This window comes from Peribacillus sp. NPDC101481, from assembly GCF_044767165.1.
Taxonomy (GTDB): Bacteria; Bacillota; Bacilli; order Bacillales; family DSM-1321; genus Peribacillus.
Genome location: NZ_JBIWNJ010000004.1, coordinates 116,501 through 139,670, shown reverse-complemented (window position 1 = coordinate 139,670; position 23,170 = coordinate 116,501). Strand labels below are relative to the sequence as shown.

Here is a 23,170-nt window from a genome sequence, read left to right as displayed (position 1 = left end):
AATGTACTTGTGTTTGATAAGGAGTTATTAAGCATGATATAAGTGTAAAAGAAGTGGAGCACTTGGCTTTTATATTTTTTGACCGAGAGTTTGAAGTTGTATCCATATTGAGAGGATTTGAGTTTGAAATGATAGATAATTTTTGGCGTGATTTACCACGACCATTTTTTGTACTTGCACCAATGGAAGATGTGACAGATGTTGTTTTTCGTCACGTAGTAAGTGAAGCCGGTCGACCTGATGTATTTTTCACAGAGTTTACAAACTCGGATAGCTATTGCCATCCAGAGGGCATGAAAAGTGTGCGTGGCCGTTTGACTTTTACAGATGATGAGCAGCCAATGGTGGCACATATTTGGGGGGATAATCCCGAATATTTCCGTCAAATGAGTGTTGGCATGGCAGAGCTAGGATTTAAGGGCATCGATATTAATATGGGCTGCCCTGTACCGAATGTGGCATCGAGAGGGAAAGGTAGTGGCCTAATTCTGCGTCCAGACGTGGCGGCAGAACTTATTCAAGCAGCAAAAGCGGGCGGACTGCCTGTCAGCGTGAAAACACGACTTGGCTATAATGATGTAAATGAGTGGGAGGAGTGGCTGACGCAAATTTTAAAACAGGATATTGCGAACCTTTCCATTCATTTACGTACAAGAAAGGAAATGAGCCAAGTAGATGCGCATTGGGAGCTAATTCCGGAAGTCAAAAAATTACGTGACCGTATCGCACCAAATACGCTACTAACAATCAATGGAGACATTCCTGATCGTCAAACTGGACTGCAGCTTGCTGAACAATATGGTATTGATGGCGTTATGATCGGGCGAGGAATTTTTAAAAATCCTTTTGCTTTTGAAAAAGAGCCAAAAGAGCATAGCAGTAAAGAATACCTTGATCTTTTAAGATTGCAGCTCGATCTTCAAGATCAATATGCGGAAGTACTACCACGTTCAATCACAGGGCTTCATCGCTTTTTCAAAATTTATGTCAAAGGATTCCGTGGAGCTGGTGAATTAAGAAATCAATTGATGAACACGAAATCAACAGATGAAGTGCGTGCATTACTTGATAACTTTGGAAAAGAATGTTGATGGGAGCAATAAGCAGAGTGATCCGGGAATCTGTAAAAGGTTCTCGGATTTTAATCTGCGTTTATTTCCATCCATTTGTGAAATAATGAGAGTACTGTGAATAGAGAAATACATAGGAGGTTTTTGGATGCATAATCATGATATATTAATTCGATTAAGATATGCGCTTGATATTAAAAATAAAGATATGGTAGAGATATTTAAACTCGGGGAGATTGAAGTGACAATGGAAGAAGTCATGCAGATGCTCACAAAACCAAAAGATGATTATTATGATGAATATGAAGAATATGATGATATGGATGAAGAGGAAGATGGGGTAACCTGCAATAACATGATGTTAGAGTCCTTTTTAAATGGTTTGATCATTTTTAAAAGAGGGAGACAAGAGCCAAAACCTGGTCAGCCTCAAAGTCAGGCACCGGCTGTAAAGATTAAGGAAAGTGTGAATAATATCCTCTTGAAGAAACTGAAAATAGCATTAACATTAACCAGTGAGGATATGATCGAAATTTTGGAAGAAGCAGGAGTCATGATAACCAAAGGGGAATTAAGCGCTATACTAAGAAAAGTGGGTCATAGGAATTATAAAGAGTGCGGAGATCGATACGCGAGGAATTTCTTAAAAGGATTAACTTTGAGATATAGGGGATAACACTGTAACATCTACATTATGAATCAGACCATGAAATCGTGAAAAGTACTTTTCACGATTTCATGGTCTTTTTCTTATGACGATATTGAAGGGATATAAAGTGCGAAATAGTAAAAAAAGAAGGCACTCTCAAGGCACCTTCTGAATCATTAACCTTTTAAAAAGTCTGTTTTTGCGAAATTGGGGTTTGGATATTTATAGAAGCCTTCTCCTGCTTCTCTTCCGATTTTCCCTTTATCGATATATTCTGTTTTCAATAAGTTAGCCAGCTTTTCAATCTCTGGATCACCTGTCGCTTTCGCTTTTGCAAGTGAAATATTATAAGCGGTATTGATTCCTACCACGTCCAATATAGCGAATGGACCAAGAGGTGCCCCTGTTGCGACCATCCACGTTTTATCGATGGTTTCCGTATCAGCCACTCCTTTTAATAAGAGCATTTGGGCAGCATCCAAAAGAGGAACCAATAAGGAATTCAGAATATAGCCTGGCTGTTCTTTATGTAAAGGCAGAGGAACCATTCCAATCGCTTTTGCAAAATCAATCACTTCTTCAAAAACTTCACTATCCGTTCCAGGATGCTTCATGATTTCTGCCGTATTGTTTTTCCAGATTTCATTAGCGAAGTGCAAAGCGAGGAATTTTTTTGGACGGCCTGTTGCTTCGGCAAATTGGCTTGGTAATAATGTAGAAGAGTTCGTGGCAAAAATTGTTTTTTCAGGTGCCGCTTTTCCTAACTCTGTGTAAAAATCTGTTTTGATTTGAAGCACTTCCGGAATCGCTTCAATCACAAGATCAGCTTCGGCAACTGCCCCAGATAAATCACTGTGGAAAGAAATGCGGGCATAAGCAGCATTAAGATCTTCCTCCGCAGCTCCTATGTCTTCTTTATAGTAGGGCTTCAAATTAGTGATCCTATCTTTTGCACGCTCCAATGCTTCATCATTGATGTCATATACTGATACGTTAAATCCTTTGAATGCGGTTTGAAATGCAATCTGACTTCCTAAAAAGCCGCTGCCGGCAATCGTGATATTCTGATAATTCATAGTTATTCTCCTTTATTTCTTTGGATATCTCTACTTGTTAATTATTGCACTTATCATGAAAATAGATGCAGGAATAGCTTTGGATATATATTATTTTCCCTTTAAGGGACCCGATAAAAGCATATTAAAACGTAACACCCCTTCTTAGATGCAGGAGTTTCTTCATAACCATTCCTATTATTTTGAATTGTTGATAGCTTGTACGTATTGCTCATTTCATCAGTTGCCCATTGCATTTCACCCGTAACTACATAGTTTATAATAAAAGGTTGGACGAGGTGTAAAAATGGATGATTACCAAAAAGTGATAACCATTCTTGGGAGTGCAGGAGGGGCAGCAAAATCAATACTTGCCATATTGAATAAATCAGCTATTGATAAAAAGGATCCAATCCATCTTTTTATATCCAGTTGTATTATTCACTTAATTGATATTAAACAAAAGGAAGAAAAATATTATCATGAATTATTTCCACACCTAAAAGATCAAATTGTACTGCATCAATTTGATTTAAAAGATAAAAAGCGGTTCATCAAGCATCTTGAAAGCACAAAAACATTATGTGTGATTGATCTTTCATGGGCGGATACGGTTGAAATGCTGGAATGCTGCGACGCATTAGGCGTTAATTATGTTAATTCTGCTTTAGAAAACACAATGATCGATGAAAATGAAGAATTATATTATGGGTTTCCTCTAATTGAACGGATCAGACATTTTGAAAAGTTTAAAGATCGATTTTCCAATTCTACAGCTATAATTGGGTCGGGAATGAATCCAGGGGTGGTGCAATGGATGGCCATTGAGCTGTTAAAGAGTGATTCAGAGGAACGACCGCTTGGCTGTTACATTGTAGAGCATGACAATTCGTTTTTTAAGGACAAATCGAAGGCAAAGAATGACGTCATTTACACAACATGGTCTCCCGAGTGCTTTCTGGATGAGGCTATTTCAAGCTATCCAATGTTTATGAATCACCATACACCGCTCTTTTTATATGAAAATGTTTATGATGTCGAATTTAAAGTCACATTAGGGGACAAACAGTTTTACGGTTGTCTAATGGCTCATGAGGAAGTATATACTTTAGGTAAATTGTATGATATGGAAGGCGGCTTTTTATATAAGGTAAATGACCATACGACGGAGTTAATCCGCTCGAAACTGGATGACTCCGATCAATTATGGAACCATGACATGAAGGTTCTCGATCCGCTTGAAGCCGAACTTGACGGGGAAGATCTAGTTGGTGTCCTTATCGTTTATCAAGATAAGGAGCGTTATATGTATAATACATTAAAGAATCGCGATATCTTTTCCAAATACAAAACCAATGCAACATACTTTCAAGTGGCCTGCGGGATATATGCTTCATTATCGGTGCTGCTAATGGATCAAATCCCCAAAGGGGTATACTATGTGGATGAGTTATTGTTAAATACCAATAATCATTACGGTCAATATTTGACCTATTATATGACGAGTTTTGTAATTGGTGAAAACAATCATTCAGATGGTCCTTTACTTCACAGAATGAAAAAGATGAATCAATAATGTGAATTTTAAGTCGGCATCAGAATTGAGCTGGCTTAAATTTTCAACTAAAGTTGTGCACAAGGTGGGTAGAGGAAAAAGGGAAAATCCTTATTCTTCAAATTTCCCTTCTGAATGTGCATAACTTTTTTGTTTTTTGATTTACTTTTTACGTGTAAGTTACGGCAATATCCGGAGCTGATCAGCAGCTCTTTTTTTATTGTTGTAATGGACTTTAACGTCCATTAGTACAATGTAAAACAGACAAAAAAGAGGATAATTAATGCCCTTGCAGACCATAGACAATTTCAGTTTTTTCTTTAAAAAAGTTTAAGAAATTCGCTCCCTTTCCGCCGACTATCTGCCAAGTCTCATCTGGAAGGGGGCACCAAGTATTGTTTTAAAAAGTGGTGAAATCACTTCGGTAAAATCGTGGAAGGGATTCGACAAGAGACCATTCCGGAATCCCTTTTTCGACAAAACTGAAAGAGGATAATCAATCCCCTTGGTTGACTTCATTTGTTTGTTCATCAGATTTTTGGACGATTTCTTTTAATTCACCAATGTCACCTTTTGCATTGATAATCTCAAAAATCTCATTTAGGCCTTCTGAGGTCTTTTCATTTTCAGTTTTCACAATACCACTCCTTAATTAGGTTAATGGTTAATGTCTCCAAAAAACCAGTAGATAAAACATCGGTTACATTGGAAAATTGATGAAATTCTCTTCGTAATTCCATTGATATAAACGCATTTCAGGCGAATGCTGATTGTAAAAACTACAAAAATTCAAATTTTTTTGTCCACACAATATGGACAACATTAAAATTATCAATTATTATGATTGTAATAACACTTAGTATAAAGGGATTTACGTTAAAGTTGAGTGTGTTTATGGAGAAGACACGTGTATTTTTGGAAAAAAGGGAAAAAATACAATGTTTTTTTAAATAGGGGTAAAACATATAAAGATCCTGCATTTATTCCAACCATCAATGAGGGGGTATATTAAATGTCAAGTGAAATATTAAATAAATTTTTGAAAGAAAATTTGGAAGATTTAAAAGAAAAGGGGCTTTACAACGTTATTGATCCGGTGGAAGGTCCAAACGGTCCGGTAATCACCATTGCAGGCAGAGAGCTAATTAATTTATCATCCAATAATTATTTAGGTTTAGCAACAGATAGACGATTAATAGAGGCTTGCATAGAAGCGACTAAAACATATGGTGTCGGTGCCGGTGCCGTTCGTACGATCAACGGAACGTTAGATATTCATGTCAAATTAGAAGAAAAGCTTGCCGAGTTTAAACATACAGAAGCAGCCATTGCTTATCAATCTGGATTTAACTGTAATATGGCAGCGATTTCAGGAGTGATGGATAAACACGATGCCATTCTTTCAGATGAACTGAATCATGCTTCAATCATTGATGGTTGCCGATTATCCAAGGCGAAAATTATTCCTTTTATCCATTCCGACATGGACGATTTACGGACAAAAGCACGTCAAGCAAAGGAGTCCGGATTGTATAACAAGATCATGATTATCACCGATGGGGTTTTCTCGATGGATGGGGATATTGCCAAGCTTCCTGAAATTGTGAAGATAGCTGAAGAGTTCGATTTAATTACGTATGTTGATGATGCGCATGGTTCAGGTGTATTAGGTAATGGTGCAGGAACGGTAAAACATTTTGGATTATCGGATAAAGTGGATTTCCAAATTGGTACATTATCCAAAGCCATTGGTGTTGTTGGAGGCTATGTAGCAGGAAAGAAAGATTTGATTGATTGGTTAAAAGTGAGAAGCCGTCCATTTTTATTTTCAACGGCTGCCACACCGGGAGCAGTTGCAGCTAGTATAGAAGCCATCGATATTTTGATGAATAGCTCAGAACTTCAAAATAAGCTGTGGGAAAACAGCGATTATTTGAAAAAAGGCCTAAAAGAATTAGGGTTTGATATCGGGGAGAGCGAAACACCGATTACGCCTTGCATTATAGGTGATGAAGCAAAAACGCAGCAATTCAGCAAAAGGCTGAATGAAGAAGGTGTGTATGCTAAATCCATCGTATTCCCTACCGTTCCAAAAGGAACAGGAAGAGTGAGGAATATGCCTACTGCTGCTCATACAAAAGAGATGCTGGATCGTGCAATTGCCATTTATGGAAAAGTAGGAAAAGAGATGTCGATCATATAAGAGATTGCTTGTTTCAGAGTTTAAAACATGGGGAGGGATTTTTGATGAAAAAGGTCTTGGTAACGGGGGCTTTAGGTCAAATTGGTTCAGAATTGACGCTGAAAATGAGAGAGATTTATGGAGCTGACAATATCATTGCAACAGATATTCGAAAAACGGACAGCGATGTTGCTCAATCGGGTCCATTTGAGATATTGGATGTTACAGATGAAAAAGCGATGTATAACATGGCAAAAAAACATGAAGTGGATACGATTATACATTTAGCCGCTTTATTGTCGGCAACAGCTGAAAAGAAGCCGCTTTTAGCTTGGCATTTAAACATGGGCGGATTGGTCAATGCTTTGGAATCTGCAAGAGAACTCGATTGCCAATTATTTACACCTAGTTCCATTGGTGCCTTTGGTCCAACCACTCCTAAAGATTGGACACCGCAAGACATCATTCAACGGCCGAACACGATGTACGGCGTGAACAAAGTATCCGGAGAATTATTATGTGATTATTATCATCATAAATTTGGGGTTGATACGAGAGGTCTTCGATTCCCGGGACTGATTTCGTATGCGACACCTCCTGGCGGCGGAACTACCGACTATGCAGTTGAAATTTACTATGAAGCGATTAAAAACAAGCGATATACTTCTTACATTGATAAGGGAACGTATATGGATATGATGTATATGCCGGACGCTTTAGCAGCCATCATTACATTAATGGAGGCAGATGCCTCAAAATTGAAACATCGGAATTCTTTCAATGTTTCTGCCATGAGCTTTGATCCGGAGCAAATTGCAGCCGAAATTAAAAAGCATATTCCGGAATTTGTCATGAATTATGAAGTCGATCCTGTAAGACAATCCATTGCAGACAGTTGGCCAAATACAATTGATTCAACTTGTGCGAAGGAAGAGTGGGGATTCAAGGCGGAATATGATTTGGAGAAAATGACGAATGATATGTTGTTAAAGCTGAGAATAAAGTCCCTTTTAGTAACAGCATAATAAACCTGCCAGCCGAATAAAAGAGTTGCAATACTCTTTTATTCGGGTTACTTTATACAGGGGAATTTTAATGCTTAAGGGGTGAGCTTTTATAAACGTTAAAAAGTAAGCGCTTTCTATGAAACCTTGAACAGAATTAAGAAATAACATGAAATTTTATGGTAATCTTTCCAACTGTCAGAATGCTTAAGAGTGAAGAATGATTTTATGAGGCAGCTTTAAGAAAGATAAAAAAAGTGGAGCCTGCTATATCATTTCTATACTAAATAGGGAGTGTATTAAGCATCTTGAAAAAATTTCGACTATTAGTAGTGTAGGGGGAAATGGAATGGCAAACAAAGATTTGAATAGGGAGTTGAAAGGTCGTCATATTCAGATGATCGCTTTGGGCGGAACGATTGGTGTCGGTTTATTTATGGGTTCAGCCAGCACGATCCAATGGACAGGCCCGTCTGTAATGTTAGCTTATGCGATATCTGGGCTTTTTATATTCTTGATCATGCGCGCAATGGGGGAAATGTTGTATTTGGAGCCAAGTACAGGTTCATTTGCGACATTTGGTTATAAGTACATTCATCCATTGGCTGGGTATATGACAGCATGGAGTAACTGGTTCCAATGGGTTATTGTCGGGATGGCAGAAATTATTGCAGTGGGGACGTACATGCAGTATTGGTTCCCTGATCTCCCTGCTTGGATTCCAGGTTTAATCGCAATGGTGATTCTTGGAGCAGCGAACTTAATTTCCGTTAAATCCTTTGGGGAAATTGAATTTTGGTTTGCATTGATTAAAATCGTGACAATCATTTTAATGATCGTTGCAGGTTTTGGACTTATCTTCTTTGGATTAGGTAACGGAGGGGAAGCCTTAGGATTATCGAATCTTTGGGAGCATGGCGGTTTATTTACAGGTGGCTGGAAGGGCTTCTTCTTTGCTCTTTCACTGGTGGTTGCCGCTTATCAAGGTGTAGAATTAATTGGGATTACAGCTGGTGAAGCAAAGAATCCGCAAGAAACGATAACGAAAGCGATTCAAAGTACCATTTGGCGTATTTTAATCTTCTATATCGGTGCAATTTTCATTATTGTAACCGTTTACCCTTGGGATCAATTAAGCGCGATTGGCAGTCCATTTGTTGCGACTTTTGCGAAGGTTGGTATCACGGCAGCAGCTGGAATCATTAATTTTGTCGTAATCACGGCTGCTATGTCTGGCTGCAATAGTGGTATTTACAGTGCTGGACGCATGCTTTACACATTAGGGATGAATGGACAAGCACCAAAATTCTTTGCTAAAGTATCTAATAGCGGTGTTCCTTTATTCGGTACTTTTGGAGTGATAGTCGGGTTAGCACTTGGGGTTGTATTAAGTTATATTGCACCAGAAAATTTATTTGTGCATGTATACAGTGCGAGTGTACTTCCTGGAATGATTCCATGGTTTGTCATTCTGATCAGTCAAATTAAATTCAGGAAAGTCAAAAAAGCTGAAATGCACAATCATCCATTCAAGATGCCTTTTGCACCTGTTACAAACTACCTGACCATCGCTTTCTTGGTCATGGTATTAATCGGTATGTGGTTTAATGATGACACACGCATATCACTTATGGTTGGAGTAGGTTTTCTGGCTATCGTTGTAATTAGTTATTTCGCTTTTGGAATAGACAAGCGTGTACAAGCCAATGCTCAGGCAGAGGCTAAGGAAGATAAAGTGGGTTAATCTATCATTCACTTTGGGTTTTTACAAAGGGTTGCTGCGGCAGCCCTTTTCCAATGAAACCAAAAGGGCAGTTCAGTTTTAACAAGAGATGATAAAATGGATTAAAATGATTGCTTCATTGTGAAGTGTGAACTTTTTATGTTCGGATTAAAAATCTTCAGAAAAGGGGAAGTTGACAATGACAACTTCAAAGAAGAATATGAGGACTTGCGAAAAGGGACACAAATACTATAAATCCAGCGATTGTCCGACCTGCCCTGTATGTGAGCAGGAACGAAAACCGGACACCGGATTTCTTTCAGTTCTCTCGGCACCTGCCAGACGTGCATTGGAATACAATGGGGTAACCTCTTTACAACAGCTCTCAACATATAGTGAAAAAGAGATTTTGAAATTTCACGGTATGGGACCAGCTTCTTTACCTAAACTTAGGGCTGCTTTGGAGACAGGCGGGTTATCATTCAAAGATTAATCACTTTACGTGGATAAGGGATCAGGAACATCTTTTTTATGATCATCATCCTTGTTAAACTGATAGTAACTCTAAAAAGTGAGGTAACGAAAAATCATGAGTTCCTATACTCCCTATTTTGAATTCAATCGAGAAAAGTGGGCATCTCTGCGAAACCATACTCCTCTTCCTTTAACTGAAGAAGAATTGGATAACTTAAAAGGAATAAATGAAGAAATATCCATTCAGGAAGTAGAAGAGGTTTATTTGCCCTTGACTCGTTTGATCAATTTACATGTTGAAGCATCTCAGCAGCTTAACACAGCCACCACTTCATTTTTAAAAACTGATGTTAAAAAAGTACCTTATATCATTGGGATTGCAGGGAGTGTTGCTGTAGGAAAGAGTACGACAGCAAGGTTGCTTCAGACTTTATTATCTAGATGGGATAATCACAGAAACGTAGGTCTTGTCACTACCGACGGTTTTTTGTACCCAAATGATCTTTTAGAAGAAAAAGGACTCATGAAAAGAAAAGGGTTTCCTGAAAGTTATGATACTCAAAAATTAATTAATCTTATCGGAGATGTAAAAGCAGGAAAAAATAAAGTGGAAGTTCCAATCTACTCACATTTGAAGTATGACATTTTGCCAAATGAAGTGCAGACTATCTGTAATCCGGATATCTTAATAGTGGAAGGTGTTAATGTTCTTCAGGTAGACAAGGAAAACCAAGTATTCGTCAGTGACTTTTTTGATTTCTCACTCTATGTAGATGCAGATGTAATCGACATAGAAAGATGGTATGTTGAAAGGTTCCTTTTACTTCAAAAGACCGCATTTCAAAGTCCTGAATCCTATTTTCACCGTTATATTAACTTGTCTAAGGAACAGGCCATTAAACAAGCGACTCAAATTTGGAATGAAATCAATTTGAAAAATTTACATGAAAATATACTGCCGACAAAAGGACGGGCAAAACTCGTCTTGAAAAAGGGATCAGAACACAAAGTTGAAAATATCTTTATGCGAAAATAATATAATGAATGTAAGGATTGTGTATTAGAATAATATTTTTTTGTAATAGCAATAAAGTAAGGAATTTTTTATAAGGGACTATGCTATAAGTCTTAAAATTAGCAAAATTATCAATGGTCTTACCTTATATTGGTTTAATTATCAGTAATTATTGGTATTGTTATAATATCTAATAATTGGGTGAAATTTATGATACAAGTTAAAAAGGTAGGAGTTTAACATTTTCAGGAAGGTACTTATTGTTTAGGGAAATGGTTACAAATCCTTCTAATTTCACTTCTGATTTTGTCAATAAATGTGTTTTTCAGTCGCTTTTTCCGATGTGTCAATATTATTTCACTAACAGTTTCTTCCTTTAATAAGGGGAAGTTGCTGAAGAAATCTTTTAATGCGACTATCGGGGCGGATAAGTTTAAGCTAATTTCTTCACAAAATCAATATTTTAACAAAAAAAGTAATAGTAGAATATTTTAATCTATGAAATAATAATAATAGACTATGATATAGTTATAAGGAGACAGAAAAGGTGTGTTCCTTGTTCGTGCCTGGCTTTTTGTGACACCTAAGCAGGAGCGCCTACATCTTTTTTGAAAATATAGGGGATAAGGAAGGTTATAATGAGCAACATACAGAAACAAACAGACGTTATCTTAATTGGCGGCGGAGTCATGAGCGCGACTTTGGGATCATTACTGAAAGAGTTAGCACCGGAATGGGAAATCAAAGTATTTGAGAAGCTTGCAAACGCAGGAGAAGAAAGCTCTAACGAATGGAATAATGCAGGTACGGGTCATTCTGCACTTTGTGAGCTTAACTATACATCCGAAAAATCTGACGGATCTATAGATATAAGCAAAGCAATTAAAATTAATGAACAGTTCCAAGTTTCATTGCAGTTTTGGTCGTATCTTGTAAACTGTAAGCTGATTGATAATCCGCAAGACTTTATCATGCCATTGCCTCATATGAGTATGGTACAAGGGGATAAAAATGTAGCGTTCTTAAAGAAACGTTTTGAAGCGCTGTCAAAAAATCCTCTGTTCAAAGGTATGGAGTTTTCCGATGACCCAGCAAAACTGATGGAATGGATTCCACTTATTATGCAAGACCGTCCATCAAATGATTCTATAGCGGCAACAAAAATTGATTACGGTACTGACGTTAACTTTGGTGCTTTGACACGCATGTTGTTTGACCACTTAAAGACTAAAAACGTCGATATCAAATATAAACATAGTGTTGATAATGTTAAACGGGCTAGCGATGGCACATGGGAATTAAAAGTGCGTAATGTCGATACTGGCAGCGTAGAACGCCATAATGCTAAATTCGTCTTTATCGGCGGCGGGGGAGGAAGCTTGCATTTACTGCAAAAATCCGGTATTCCTGAAGGGAAGCATATCGGCGGATTCCCAGTTAGCGGATACTTCATGGTATGTAATAATCCGGAAGTTGTTGCGCAGCATCATGGAAAAGTATACGGAAAAGCTAAAGTTGGTGCTCCACCAATGTCTGTTCCGCATCTTGATACACGTTTTATCGATAATAAAAAATCGTTGCTTTTTGGACCATTTGCAGGCTTCTCTCCGAAGTTCTTAAAAACAGGTTCAATGCTCGATTTAATAACTTCCGTAAAACCTAATAATGTTTTAACTATGTTGGCGGCAGGCGCAAAAGAGATGCCATTGACAAAATACTTGATCCAGCAAGTTATGTTATCGAAGGAACAGCGCATGGAAGAGTTACGAGAGTTCATCCCGAACGCTAAGAGCGAGGATTGGGATTTAGTAGTGGCTGGCCAACGTGTACAAGTTATCAAAGATACTGCTGAAGGCGGCAAAGGTACACTTCAATTTGGTACGGAAGTTGTCAGTGCATCCGATGGCTCGATTGCAGCATTGCTAGGTGCTTCTCCAGGGGCTTCTACTGCTGTTCATGTTATGCTTGAGGTAATTAATAAATGCTTCCCGCAACGTATGGAAGAGTGGGAACCGAAAATTAAAGAAATGATTCCTTCTTATGGAGAGTCACTAATGGAAAATACTGAGCTTCTGCACGAAATTCAAACTTCAACATCAGAGACGCTTGGTCTAAGCAAAAAAAAAGAGCTAGTTTATAGTTAATTTTTGGATACTGAAGTAACATTGAAATTAAAAATAACAGAACCTTTAATCTATCATTGATTGAAGGTTCTTTTTTTGTTTTAAAGCCTTATTCATTTAAGGATGCTTATTTGTAGGCCAACACGAAGAAAATTGAGTTTATGGCGCTAGTACAATTTGGACGTTGATTGGAACGAGAGGCAATCTCTTTCCGCGGGCGGTCAGGGAGCCTCCTCCGCTTGCGCCTGCGGGGTCTCCTCTAGACGCGCTTTTCTAAGAAGAAGTCTCGTACACCCGCTCCAATCAACCTAGTTCTAACTTTTAGATAGAACCCTCTTGGCTACAAACTGAGGAATGCTATTATAGCATCCCTAAAGATTTCTGCTTCTAATGTATCTTTGAATTTATTTGGGAAATGGTTTCTTTATCGCAAATAATGAAAAGCTGTGCATCATCGGGAATTCGTGCATCTAATTTTTGGTTTATGTTAAGATCACCACGATCTGCTACCAGTGTGGCTCCTTTGTTAAGAAGATCTATAAACGCATCACGATAGGTTAGCCATTCATCTTGTTTAGGAATCTCATACATAGTTTCCTCATATTTCGTGCTCATAAGTTCTGAATACATGTGGGTGACTCCATGAGAAAATAATGATCGTACTGCTGCGTGGGAGATCATTTCTTGCGTAGGAATAAACTCGTCCACCTTTACACGCTCGAATAAACGAATATGCTTTTGATTGATCACCTCGGCTGTGACATGGATGGACGTATTTGTTTTTTCTTCAATGGCCGTTATGGCAGTGGCAACTAATAATGTCTTTCCATCGACAAGTAACGGATCCTTTGTAGCATAATTATCTTGTGTAATTTGGTCAGCAAAAATGATAACGCCTTTTGCTTTAGGCAGATTTGCACGGAGTAATGTTTCTTCATCGGTGGCATCCCCGCGAACATAAAACAGACGCTCCTCCATCATAGGAGCTTTTTCCAAGTTATCAATGATTACAATATCAATGGTTTCATCAGATTTAAAAATTTCTTGGAGTGCAGATTTTGACTTATCACTCCACCCAATCAAAATGATATGATTTTTACCTGTATATTTCATTTTTCCACCAACTTTACGTTTTTCGATAAGATATACAGATTTAATGATTTTTCCAATAAAAAGACTAACAAGCCCAATACCAGTGATGTAAAGACCAATGGTAAATGCTTTTCCAAGATCGGTGACTGGTGCATAGTCCCCAAAACCAACAGTAGCAAGCGTTGTAAGAACCCAGTAAACTGAGGTTAAATATGATTCGAACGTCTGTGGCTCTATAGAAAAAGCTACATACGCAGCAACTAATATGTATAAAATGGCAAATGGTATAAAGATTCTACCTCTTAATTTAATCAGGTAATATATTATTTTTTTTACCTTAATTCTCATCATACCCATCCTAGTCTTCAAGTCATCGATTAAATTTATAGTTCCCCAATTTAACAATTAAATAAACGTAAGTGTAAAAAAACTATTTTTTACCCAAGCAAGAAGCAAAAGAAAACTGTTTGAAATAACGTTCAGCAGATCTTGAGAATTCCATTGGGTTTCATCTGCAGAACTTTAATAGACCACACAATCAGTATAAGTTTTTTTGCACCAAAACCACGTATTCTCCTATTAAATTTTGCTCTAATTTTAATATAGATTATAAAATGAACAATATCAGATGAATTTTTGTAAATAAATTATAAAATAATCATCAAAAAATAAAATTATTATTTGAATTTTCAGTATACAATGAATGTTAAATAACGAGGAGGTCCATCAAAATGAAAGCGGATACAATAAGTGGAATAATGACTTTATGAAGGAACAGGATTGAATACAAAAGACAGTACTTGTCATATTAATGAACAATCGGAATATAGCTGAGCCCCAGATGGCGGGTATAAGGCGGGATTGGAAAGCGGCACATAACTGGGAGTGTTTGGCTTCGAATCCTCAATAAGAGCTGGAAGAGGGTGAAAGCTCTGGGGAATCCTAACGATGCACCACGGGCAATGGCATTTGTGAAACAGGATTGGCCCAATAATAAATAAAGTTCCAAGGCTTTTCTTCCCGTATTCTGCTGGTTAGGCTAGGGGGCGTGCCGAATTTTATTTTTAAACGATATGGCGGCAAGCGGAGAACTAAAAGCCCTATCGTAATCGAACGTTGTATTCTGGTCCTGTTGCCTTACCAAATCGTGAGACAGGAGCGATGAGAGGATCGGATGTGTGTATGACGCCAAGAATTTACCCAGCATGCAATTATATAATAGGGGGAATAATTATGGGATCACCAAATGTGGCAACAAATACGAAACAAGAGAAGCCGCAAATTCAATCAACTACTAATATACTGAAGTTTATCATATATAGTTTAATAGGAAGTTTTATGTTTTTTATTCCTATTACCATAAATGGTGTTTCAAGCATACCAATTGATCATATAGTAACATGGATCAAAGTAACCTTGCCGTCAGCCGTTCCTATTTATGCTCTTATTGTCATTCTATTAGGAGCTGTCTATCCATTTATTTCAAAAAGCTGGAGCAAGGATAAGGTATCAATAGTTTTTTCTTTCTTAAAAGTAATAGGTGCTGTTGTTGCGATCTTAATATATTTCAAGATTGGGCCCGAATGGTTAATGGCCCCAAGTATGGGTCCTTTCCTCTTCGAAAAACTTGTCATACCTGTAGGACTTGTCGTTCCTTTTGGTGCTCTATTTTTGGCGCTTCTCATTGGATACGGGCTTCTTGAATTTTTGGGTGTACTGATGCAGCCAATCATGAGGCCGATATTTAAAACGCCGGGGCGTTCAGCAGTTGATATGGTCGCTGATTTAGCAGGAAGCTACTCCATTGGTATGCTTATTACGAATCGACTATATAAAGAAGGAAAATATACGCTTAAAGAAGCCGCTATTATTGCAACTGGTTTTTCAACCGTTTCAGCAACGTTCATGATTGTTGTAGCAAAGACTCTCGGGCTTATGGACATATGGTCCCTTTTCTTTTGGGTTTCTTTAGGGATAACGTACCTTGTCACTGCCATTACCGTACGTATTTGGCCATTAAATAAAATGAGCGACGATTATTATTCGGATAATGCCGATCCAGAAGAGGTTATCAAAGAAGGACTTCTCAAAAACGCCTGGTATAGTGCGATGGTGGGAGCAAACAATTCGGTAAGTCTTGGCAGAAATTTATGGGATAACTTAAAGGACGGTTTTCTTATGACAATGAGCATTCTGCCGTCCATTTTATCCGTTGGTCTCATTAGCCTTGTATTAGCGGAGTATACTCCAGTATTTAATTTACTTGGCTATCTTTTTTACCCATTTACTTGGGCATTGCAAATACCTGAACCATTTTTGGCTGCAAAAGCTTCAGCTATAGGAATTGCAGAAATGTTCCTGCCGGCGCTTCTCGTAGTTGATGCACCTCTGGTAACTAAGTTCATTATTGCCGTGGTATCTGTATCATCCATATTGTTCTTTTCAGCGACGATACCTTGTATCCTATCAACCGAAATCCCAATCAGCATTACGAAGTTGATTGTAATCTGGTTTGAACGGACGCTCATCACGTTAATTATTACTGCACCTATCGCAATATTGCTGCTTTAGTACGAATCAACGAATCTTAATTCGATCACACAATCGTACGGATGCGTTCGTATTATAAGGTCGACCAGTAAAATTACTGGTTGACCTTTTTTAATAGAATCTTTTATATCAGTAGGCATGGTAGAACGTACAGGTGCGAGGGGCATTTGAAGGCTTGTAGGGACGTAGAATAAATTATTTGGAACAGCATCATCAAAGAAAAGGATGTTGAGTTTATATGTTTCTAACAAAACAAATTTATATCTTTCGAGAATTTCGACATTATATTGACAATAATATAGTTACTCATTAGAATTGATAAAGATTCTCAATATGGTACTGGAGGAACCAATGTCATGTCAAAAAGAAGAAACAGCAAACAAGTGTTATTTATATCCGCAATCGTTTTAATTTTATCAACGCTTTTACTTGGATGTACAAATGAATCAAAAGAAAATTCACCTTCAAATAAAGACAGTAAAGACATGCTTACTATGGCTTGGCCGAGGGATATAGGTGAAATGAATCCGCATGTCTATAATCCTTCTCAATTATTCGCTACATCAATGATATATGAGCCTTTGGTCAGCTACCAAGATGGAGGCGAGCTGAAACCGCATTTAGCTGAATCTTGGGAAATTTCCAAGGATGGGAAGGAATATACGTTCAACCTCCGTCATGATGTGAAATTTTCTGACGGTACGAGCTTTAATGCTGAAATTGTGAAAAAGAACTTTGATACAATATTGAAAAATGTTGATTTACATAGTTGGTTGGGCTTTATTCCGAAAGTGGATCAAACGGAAGTAATTGACCAATACACATTTAAACTAACATTAAAGGAGCCGTATTATCCTACTATTCAAGAGTTAGCCGTCGTTCGTCCAGTCCGATTCTTAGGTGATGCTGGATTCCCTAAAGATGGTGACACTTCAAAAGGTGTTACAAAACCAGTCGGTACAGGCCCATGGGTTTTGGAAGAACATAAAGCAGATGAATATGCTATTTTCAAACGCAATGAAAATTATTGGGGTGAACTCCCTAAAGTAAAGAAAATCAAAGTCAAGATCATTCCTGATGCGGAAACCCGTGTTCTTGCTTTTGAAAAAGGTGACCTAGACCTAATTTATGGTGAAGGTGCTATCAGTCTGGATGCTTTCAAACAATTAGAAACAACAGGTAACTATGAGACTAGTATTTCTGATCCGGTTGCGACAAGACAACTAGTTATAAATACGAAGAAAGAACAACTTTCAGATTTACGTGTTCGTCAAGCATTACAATATGGATTTAATAAAAAAGCAATGGTTGACGGAGTTACTTCTGGGTTGGAAGAGAAGGCAGATTTCATTTTACCGACAAACTTCCCGTATACTTCAGACATTGATGTAACAGCGATTGATTATAATGTCGAAAAAGCAAAAGCTTTATTAGATGAAGCAGGATGGAAGCTTCCAAAAGGAAAAAACGTTCGTGAGAAAGACGGAAAGCCGCTTGAAATCGAGTTAATGTACGACTCTGCAGAATCGATTCAAAAAGCAATGGCCGAAACATTACAATCTGAGTGGGCGGCACTAGGTGTTAAATTAAATATCGTTGGAGTTGAGCTTACGGTACAAATTGAAAGATTCAAAGCTAATGATTTTGAATTGAATTTCTTTAGTAACTATGGCGCTCCATATGATCCACATACTTTCGTAAATGTCGTTGGTTCAGAAGGGTTTGGTTTTAACGAAGCCATTTCATCTTATCCGAACAGAGATGAGTTGTTAAAACAAATTGCAGATGTTCCTGGAACAACAGATGAAAAAGAACGTCAAGAACTTTACTCAACTATTTTGGAATCACTGCAAGACCAAGGAGCGATTGTGCCTATTTCTTATATTAAGAAAATAGCTGTTTACCAAAAAGATGTATCTAATTTTACATTCCCTGCTAACCGGGATGAACATCCATTCACAGGAATTAGCATCGAGAAGTAAGTTACAGGAGGGTTTTCATGGGCACTTATATCTTGAAACGAATTATGGCCATTATTCCTATCTTTCTTTTGGCCACTCTTCTAACGTTTGGAATGATTCACCTTTCACCCGTGGACCCAGCTGAGGCATATTTATCTGCAGCACATATCCAATCTACAGATGAGATATTGGCTCAGAAAAGACATGAGTTCGGCTTAGATCAACCCCTCCATGTTCAATATGTAAATTCTATTATTAAGATATGCCAATTTGATTTTGGCATATCTTATCTTTCGAATAAACCTGTTTGGGAAGAGGTTACCTATCGAATGCCAGCGACCATTCAGTTAGCTTTAGGTAGCATCATATTAGCTATCCTGGTCAGTGTCCCTCTTGGGTTTTTGGCAGGCATAAAGAAAAACAGTGGTATTGACCATTTTAGTCGCCTTCTCTCTTTTTTCGGGGCGTCCATCCCTTCTTTTTGGCTTGGTTATTTATTGATTTTTTTCTTTTCAGTTAAACTCGACCTATTTCCTGTCGAAGGAATCGGGACTTGGCAACATCTGGTTCTTCCTTCCGTTACTTTAGCTTTGCCATTAATAGCTTTGTATACTCGACTATTACGCGCTAGCGTTCTTGAAAATTTACAAGAACCTTATGTCCTTTTTGCACGCACAAGAGGGATTCATAAAAAAGTCATTATGGGAAAACATGTATTGAGAATAGCCATATCCCCTATGATTACTGGACTGGGGATGAATTTAGGAAAGCTGCTGACTGGAACCATTATCGTCGAAGCGGTTTTTTCCTGGCCAGGATTTGGTCGTTATTTCATTGAAGCTATTTTTAATCGGGATGTTCCTGTCATTCAATGCTATGTGCTTTTAGCTGCGGGACTATTCATTTTTAGCAACTTGATTGTTGACCTAATCCAAATGTGTATCGACCCACGCATCTCCAGAAAAGGAGGGCAACGTCAATGATAACAAGTCTTCGTATTATGATGAGAAGTCAGAAAGTGATTGTCCTTTGTTCAATAATATTATGCTTCCTATTTATCATCACTATCTTGGCTCCATGGATTGCACCTAATGATCCTATTGCTGTCAATTTAGCTAATAAACTACAGCCATCTTCCTTTGAGTATCCATTGGGAACGGATCATTTAGGACGATGTACGTTATCACGCATCTTATATGGAGCTCGCATTTCGTTAGGATTTGCTACATTAATCTTTATTTCATCTTTAGGCATCGGTTTGATTGTCGGAACCATTGCTGGTTATAAAGGTGGATGGGTGGACCAGGTGCTAATGAGACTGTGTGATGGTGTTATGGCATTTCCGAATCTTTTGCTCATTCTTGGCCTTGTTGGTATATTGGGACCTGGCCTTAAACAGGTCATCATAGCATTGATGCTTGTGCAATGGGTGTATTATGCGAGAATTTTCCGAGGAATGGTGCTTAGTCTAAAAGAACAAAACTATATAGCGGCAGCTAAAATAAGCGGTTCTTCTCAATGGAAGATAATAAAGAAACATATTGTTCCAAATGTTCTTCCTCCGCTCGCTGTTATGGGTACATTAGAAATGGGTTGGGCCATCATGGATATATCGGCCATGTCGTTTCTAGGTTTGGGCGTGCAACCCCCTACACCAGAATGGGGAGCAATGATTCATGAAGGGAAATCCTATATTCGGACGAATCCAGAATTAATGCTATATCCAGGTTTGATGATTATGCTTGTTGTCGTCACCTTTAATTTATTAGGCGAAGCGCTATCAGAACGTTTTGGAGTCAAACGTCGTTAATAAAAAGGAATGAGAAGATTGAGAACAGAACGGTCGAATGTATTAACAGTGAGCGATCTACATGTACAAGTACAAACAAAGGAAGGTGCTTCCACCCTCGTTCAGGATATTAATTTTGAACTGGAAAAAGGGAAGGTATTGGGTCTTGTTGGGGAAAGTGGGAGTGGTAAAACAGTTACGAGTATGTCCATTCTACAGCTTCTTGAGCGGAAAACAACGACAATTAAAGGGAGCATTACCCTCCAAGGACGAGAATTGAATGGTTTGGACGATAAAGAAATACGTGAAATCCGTGGCAAGGATATTGCCTTTATTATGCAAAATCCGATGAATGCATTTACGCCTGTTTTTACAATTGGCAATCAATTTATCGAAACGATTAGGTCTCATACCTCATTGAATAAAAAACAAGCAAAAGAGCTTGCCATCGATGCGATGCAAAATGTAAACCTGCCAGATCCCGCGACACTATTAAAAAGCTATCCTTTTCAATTGAGTGGAGGTATGCTTCAACGCGTGATGATTGCGATGGCCGCATGTTTAAATCCTACCGTTATTATTGCTGATGAGCCGACAACTGCACTCGACGTTCATAACCAATTACAAGTACTTCGCCACTTGGATAAAATTCGTTCTGAATATGGAACATCCATTTTACTCATTTCTCATGATTTAGGAGTAATTTCTGAAATGGCAGATGATGTAGTCGTTATGCAACATGGCAGAATTGTAGAAACTGCAAATGTATTTGAATTATTTGATAATCCGCAGCATGAGTATACCAAGAAACTGCTAAATGCCCGCCTTAGCATTAAACATGAAGAACCTATCACCCATATGTTGTGATATATGGACTGCATTCTTTTGAGGGGTGAATAAATGAGTTTATTACAAGTAAAAGCAGTAACTCATAGCTATAATTCTCATACGTTTTTAAAATGGAAAGAGCCTTCTAAAAAAGTACTCACTGACATTTCCCTCTCTATTGATGAAGGAACATGTTTAGGGCTACTTGGCACGAGTGGAGCTGGAAAAAGTACATTAGGAAAAGTGATTCTTGGTTTAGAACGTCCACAGCAGGGACAGGTTCTGTTTCAAGGGCATGATATCTATACTGCTGATAAGCTCACCCGACAAAAGATACGCCGAGATCTACAAGTCGTCTTTCAGGATTCATATTCAGCTGTCAATCCACGAATGACAGCCGAAAGTATTATAGGCGAGCCATTAGAAAACTATGAAAAACTAACCGTAGCCGAACAAAAAAGAACGGTTATTGAGTTATTGGAAAGAGTGGGCCTAAGTGAGAAGGATTTGAAAAAATACCCACACCAATTTAGCGGTGGACAATTGCAAAGGATTAATATTGCTAGAGCAATCTCTCTTAAGCCACTGCTAATCGTCTTGGACGAATCCGTAAGCAGTCTGGATATGGTTAATCAAACACTGATTTTAGAATTATTAAGTGAGTTGAAAAAAGACTTCGGCTTATCTTATCTATTTATTACACATGATATTAAAGCGGCTTATTCAATCTCTGATACTTTGGGTGTACTGGAAAAAGGAGAATTAATCGAGCATTACAATTCTAAAGATCAGTTTTTTTCGTCAGAACATCCTGTCGTTAAACAGATGAGAAGTTCTATACTCGCTGAGCATCCGCGTTTTCGTTCTCTTCCGACGAGGACTAACTAGACTTAGTCTAGAAGGATATTTATTGATTAGAAGGCCTCGATTTCAGTTTGATAATCGGGGCTCTTGTTTATATTGCTTCTGAAGCACATATTGGAGGGCATAAAAGGAACCATAATGGTTCCTTTTATTTGTTGCATCGATAATCAATCTTCCAATGATCTTAAATGGGTGTCTCCTATTAGGGATTTCAAAAACTGACCTGGTAAACCATATCCTTTTTCTATTTTCCATCACTGAAACAATATTAGGAAAAACATCCATAAAAATTATTTGGAGAAAATAATATTTATTCTAAAAATTCATATTATAATACTTTATTCTTATGCTATATTATAGGGAGAATTATTTATTATCACGTATAATTTAAGAATTGGAGTGATTTGAATGAAGAAACTTGGTTTACTTAGTATGTTTTTGATTCTAACTATCTTTATCTCGGCTTGTGGAACCAATGAAGAAAAAAATGCAGGTGAGGAAAAGAAACCTGAAAAGGTATATAAAGTTGGTGTGGATACGACTTATCCTCCTTTTGAATTTAAAGAGGGGAACGACTATAAAGGTATTGATATTGAATTGATCAATGCAATCGCAAAAGACCAGGATTTTAAAATCAAATTGTCTCCAATGGATTTCGGTGGAATCATCCCGGCTATGCAAGCCAATCAGCTTGATGTGGCCATTGCGGGAATGAGCATTACAGAGGAAAGAAAAAAGGTAGTGGATTTCTCGACTCCGTATTTTGATGCAGGATTAACGATTGTTGTTAAAAAAGAGAATACAAGCACTAAAACTGTTAAAGATCTTAAAGGAAAAACCATTGCAGTGAAAAAAGGAACAACAGGTGCTAAATATGCACAGGATAATGCTACGAAACTAGGAATTAAAGTTGTTCAATTCAATGATAGTCCAGCGATGTTCCAGGAAGTGGCCAACGGAAACGCAGATGCCCTTATAGAAGATTACCCGGTTATCTCCTATGCGATCGCCCAAAAAGATCTTGGGTTGAAAATCGTAGGTGACCGTTTGAATGGTGACCAATATGGAATTGCTGTATTGAAAGGGCAAAACGAAGATCTATTGAAGAAAATAAATGATGGACTTGCCAATCTTAAAAAAGACGGCACGTATGATGAAATAATAAAAACGTATCTTGGTGAATAAACAATAGATTAAAGCTCAATAAGCGCGCTTATGGCGCGCTTTCTTTTTCAA

Annotated in this window: 19 protein-coding genes; 16 read left to right on the top strand and 3 right to left on the bottom strand. The window is 37.9% G+C overall.

What is annotated here, in order from left to right:
* Positions 1–128: 128 nt before the first annotated feature.
* Both ACIROD_RS22320 and ACIROD_RS22315 read left to right on the top strand, forming a co-directional pair.
* The gene (locus ACIROD_RS22320; protein WP_402944781.1) at positions 129–1,091 is read left to right on the top strand and encodes a tRNA dihydrouridine synthase; all 963 of its coding nucleotides are present in this window, start codon (positions 129–131) and stop codon (positions 1,089–1,091) included.
* Between the two features lie 127 nt (positions 1,092–1,218).
* Positions 1,219–1,746, top strand: coding sequence for a YehS family protein (locus ACIROD_RS22315; RefSeq protein ID WP_230177834.1), 528 nt, complete (start codon positions 1,219–1,221; stop codon positions 1,744–1,746).
* A gap of 149 nt (positions 1,747–1,895) precedes the next feature.
* On the opposite strand, the gene ACIROD_RS22310 is transcribed toward ACIROD_RS22315, so the two are convergent.
* Positions 1,896–2,795, bottom strand: a complete 900-nt coding sequence (locus tag ACIROD_RS22310) for a 3-hydroxyacyl-CoA dehydrogenase (RefSeq protein ID WP_402944400.1) — start codon at positions 2,793–2,795, stop codon at positions 1,896–1,898.
* Between the two features lie 286 nt (positions 2,796–3,081).
* On the opposite strand from ACIROD_RS22310, the gene ACIROD_RS22305 reads away from it, so the two are divergent.
* Positions 3,082–4,350: an S-adenosylmethionine decarboxylase related protein gene (locus ACIROD_RS22305; protein ID WP_402944397.1), complete on the top strand. Its 1,269-nt coding sequence runs from the start codon at positions 3,082–3,084 to the stop codon at positions 4,348–4,350.
* 475 nt (positions 4,351–4,825) lie between these two features.
* On the opposite strand, the gene ACIROD_RS22300 is transcribed toward ACIROD_RS22305, so the two are convergent.
* Positions 4,826–4,966, bottom strand: coding sequence for a hypothetical protein (locus ACIROD_RS22300; protein ID WP_202190642.1), 141 nt, complete (start codon positions 4,964–4,966; stop codon positions 4,826–4,828).
* Between the two features lie 375 nt (positions 4,967–5,341).
* Here ACIROD_RS22300 and ACIROD_RS22295 point away from each other — a divergent pair, with 375 nt between their 5' ends.
* The 6 genes from ACIROD_RS22295 to ACIROD_RS22270 all read left to right on the top strand — a co-directional run bounded on the left by ACIROD_RS22295 (position 5,342) and on the right by ACIROD_RS22270 (position 12,871).
* Positions 5,342–6,532, top strand: a complete 1,191-nt coding sequence (locus ACIROD_RS22295) for a glycine C-acetyltransferase (protein WP_402944394.1) — start codon at positions 5,342–5,344, stop codon at positions 6,530–6,532.
* 44 nt (positions 6,533–6,576) lie between these two features.
* Positions 6,577–7,536, top strand: coding sequence for an L-threonine 3-dehydrogenase (locus tag ACIROD_RS22290; protein WP_101224864.1), 960 nt, complete (start codon positions 6,577–6,579; stop codon positions 7,534–7,536).
* 328 nt (positions 7,537–7,864) lie between these two features.
* Positions 7,865–9,259: an amino acid permease gene (locus tag ACIROD_RS22285; RefSeq protein WP_101224863.1), complete on the top strand. Its 1,395-nt coding sequence runs from the start codon at positions 7,865–7,867 to the stop codon at positions 9,257–9,259.
* A gap of 178 nt (positions 9,260–9,437) precedes the next feature.
* A complete protein-coding gene (locus tag ACIROD_RS22280; RefSeq protein WP_101224862.1) occupies positions 9,438–9,731 on the top strand; it encodes an RNA polymerase alpha subunit C-terminal domain-containing protein in 294 nt (97 codons plus the stop codon).
* A 96-nt stretch (positions 9,732–9,827) separates the two neighbouring features.
* A complete protein-coding gene (coaA, locus tag ACIROD_RS22275; protein ID WP_402944388.1) occupies positions 9,828–10,748 on the top strand; it encodes a type I pantothenate kinase in 921 nt (306 codons plus the stop codon).
* A 617-nt stretch (positions 10,749–11,365) separates the two neighbouring features.
* Entirely contained in the window at positions 11,366–12,871 is a 1,506-nt protein-coding gene (locus ACIROD_RS22270; RefSeq protein WP_101224860.1) for a malate:quinone oxidoreductase, read from the top strand.
* A 366-nt stretch (positions 12,872–13,237) separates the two neighbouring features.
* Here ACIROD_RS22270 and ACIROD_RS22265 read toward each other — a convergent pair whose 3' ends face one another.
* Complete coding sequence (locus ACIROD_RS22265) at positions 13,238–14,290, bottom strand: potassium channel family protein (RefSeq protein ID WP_260356545.1); 1,053 nt, start codon at positions 14,288–14,290, stop codon at positions 13,238–13,240.
* A gap of 885 nt (positions 14,291–15,175) precedes the next feature.
* On the opposite strand from ACIROD_RS22265, the gene ACIROD_RS22260 reads away from it, so the two are divergent.
* The 7 genes from ACIROD_RS22260 (at position 15,176) to ACIROD_RS22230 (ending at position 23,119) form a co-directional block, all read left to right on the top strand.
* A complete protein-coding gene (locus tag ACIROD_RS22260) occupies positions 15,176–16,513 on the top strand; it encodes a YjiH family protein (RefSeq protein ID WP_230177831.1) in 1,338 nt (445 codons plus the stop codon).
* A 335-nt stretch (positions 16,514–16,848) separates the two neighbouring features.
* Positions 16,849–18,474: a nickel ABC transporter substrate-binding protein gene (gene nikA, locus ACIROD_RS22255; RefSeq protein ID WP_402944384.1), complete on the top strand. Its 1,626-nt coding sequence runs from the start codon at positions 16,849–16,851 to the stop codon at positions 18,472–18,474.
* Positions 18,475–18,491: 17 nt separating this feature from the next.
* Entirely contained in the window at positions 18,492–19,436 is a 945-nt protein-coding gene (gene nikB, locus ACIROD_RS22250; protein WP_101224856.1) for a nickel ABC transporter permease subunit NikB, read from the top strand.
* Complete coding sequence (gene nikC / locus ACIROD_RS22245) at positions 19,433–20,263, top strand: nickel ABC transporter permease subunit NikC (protein WP_101224855.1); 831 nt, start codon at positions 19,433–19,435, stop codon at positions 20,261–20,263. The genes nikB and nikC overlap by 4 nt, the downstream gene beginning before the upstream one ends.
* Positions 20,264–20,281: 18 nt before the next feature.
* The gene (nikD, locus tag ACIROD_RS22240; protein ID WP_402944380.1) at positions 20,282–21,109 is read left to right on the top strand and encodes a nickel import ATP-binding protein NikD; all 828 of its coding nucleotides are present in this window, start codon (positions 20,282–20,284) and stop codon (positions 21,107–21,109) included.
* Positions 21,110–21,142: 33 nt separating this feature from the next.
* Positions 21,143–21,958, top strand: a complete 816-nt coding sequence (nikE, locus tag ACIROD_RS22235) for a nickel import ATP-binding protein NikE (protein WP_402944377.1) — start codon at positions 21,143–21,145, stop codon at positions 21,956–21,958.
* 384 nt (positions 21,959–22,342) lie between these two features.
* Entirely contained in the window at positions 22,343–23,119 is a 777-nt protein-coding gene (locus tag ACIROD_RS22230; protein ID WP_260356549.1) for a transporter substrate-binding domain-containing protein, read from the top strand.
* Positions 23,120–23,170: the final 51 nt, after the last annotated feature.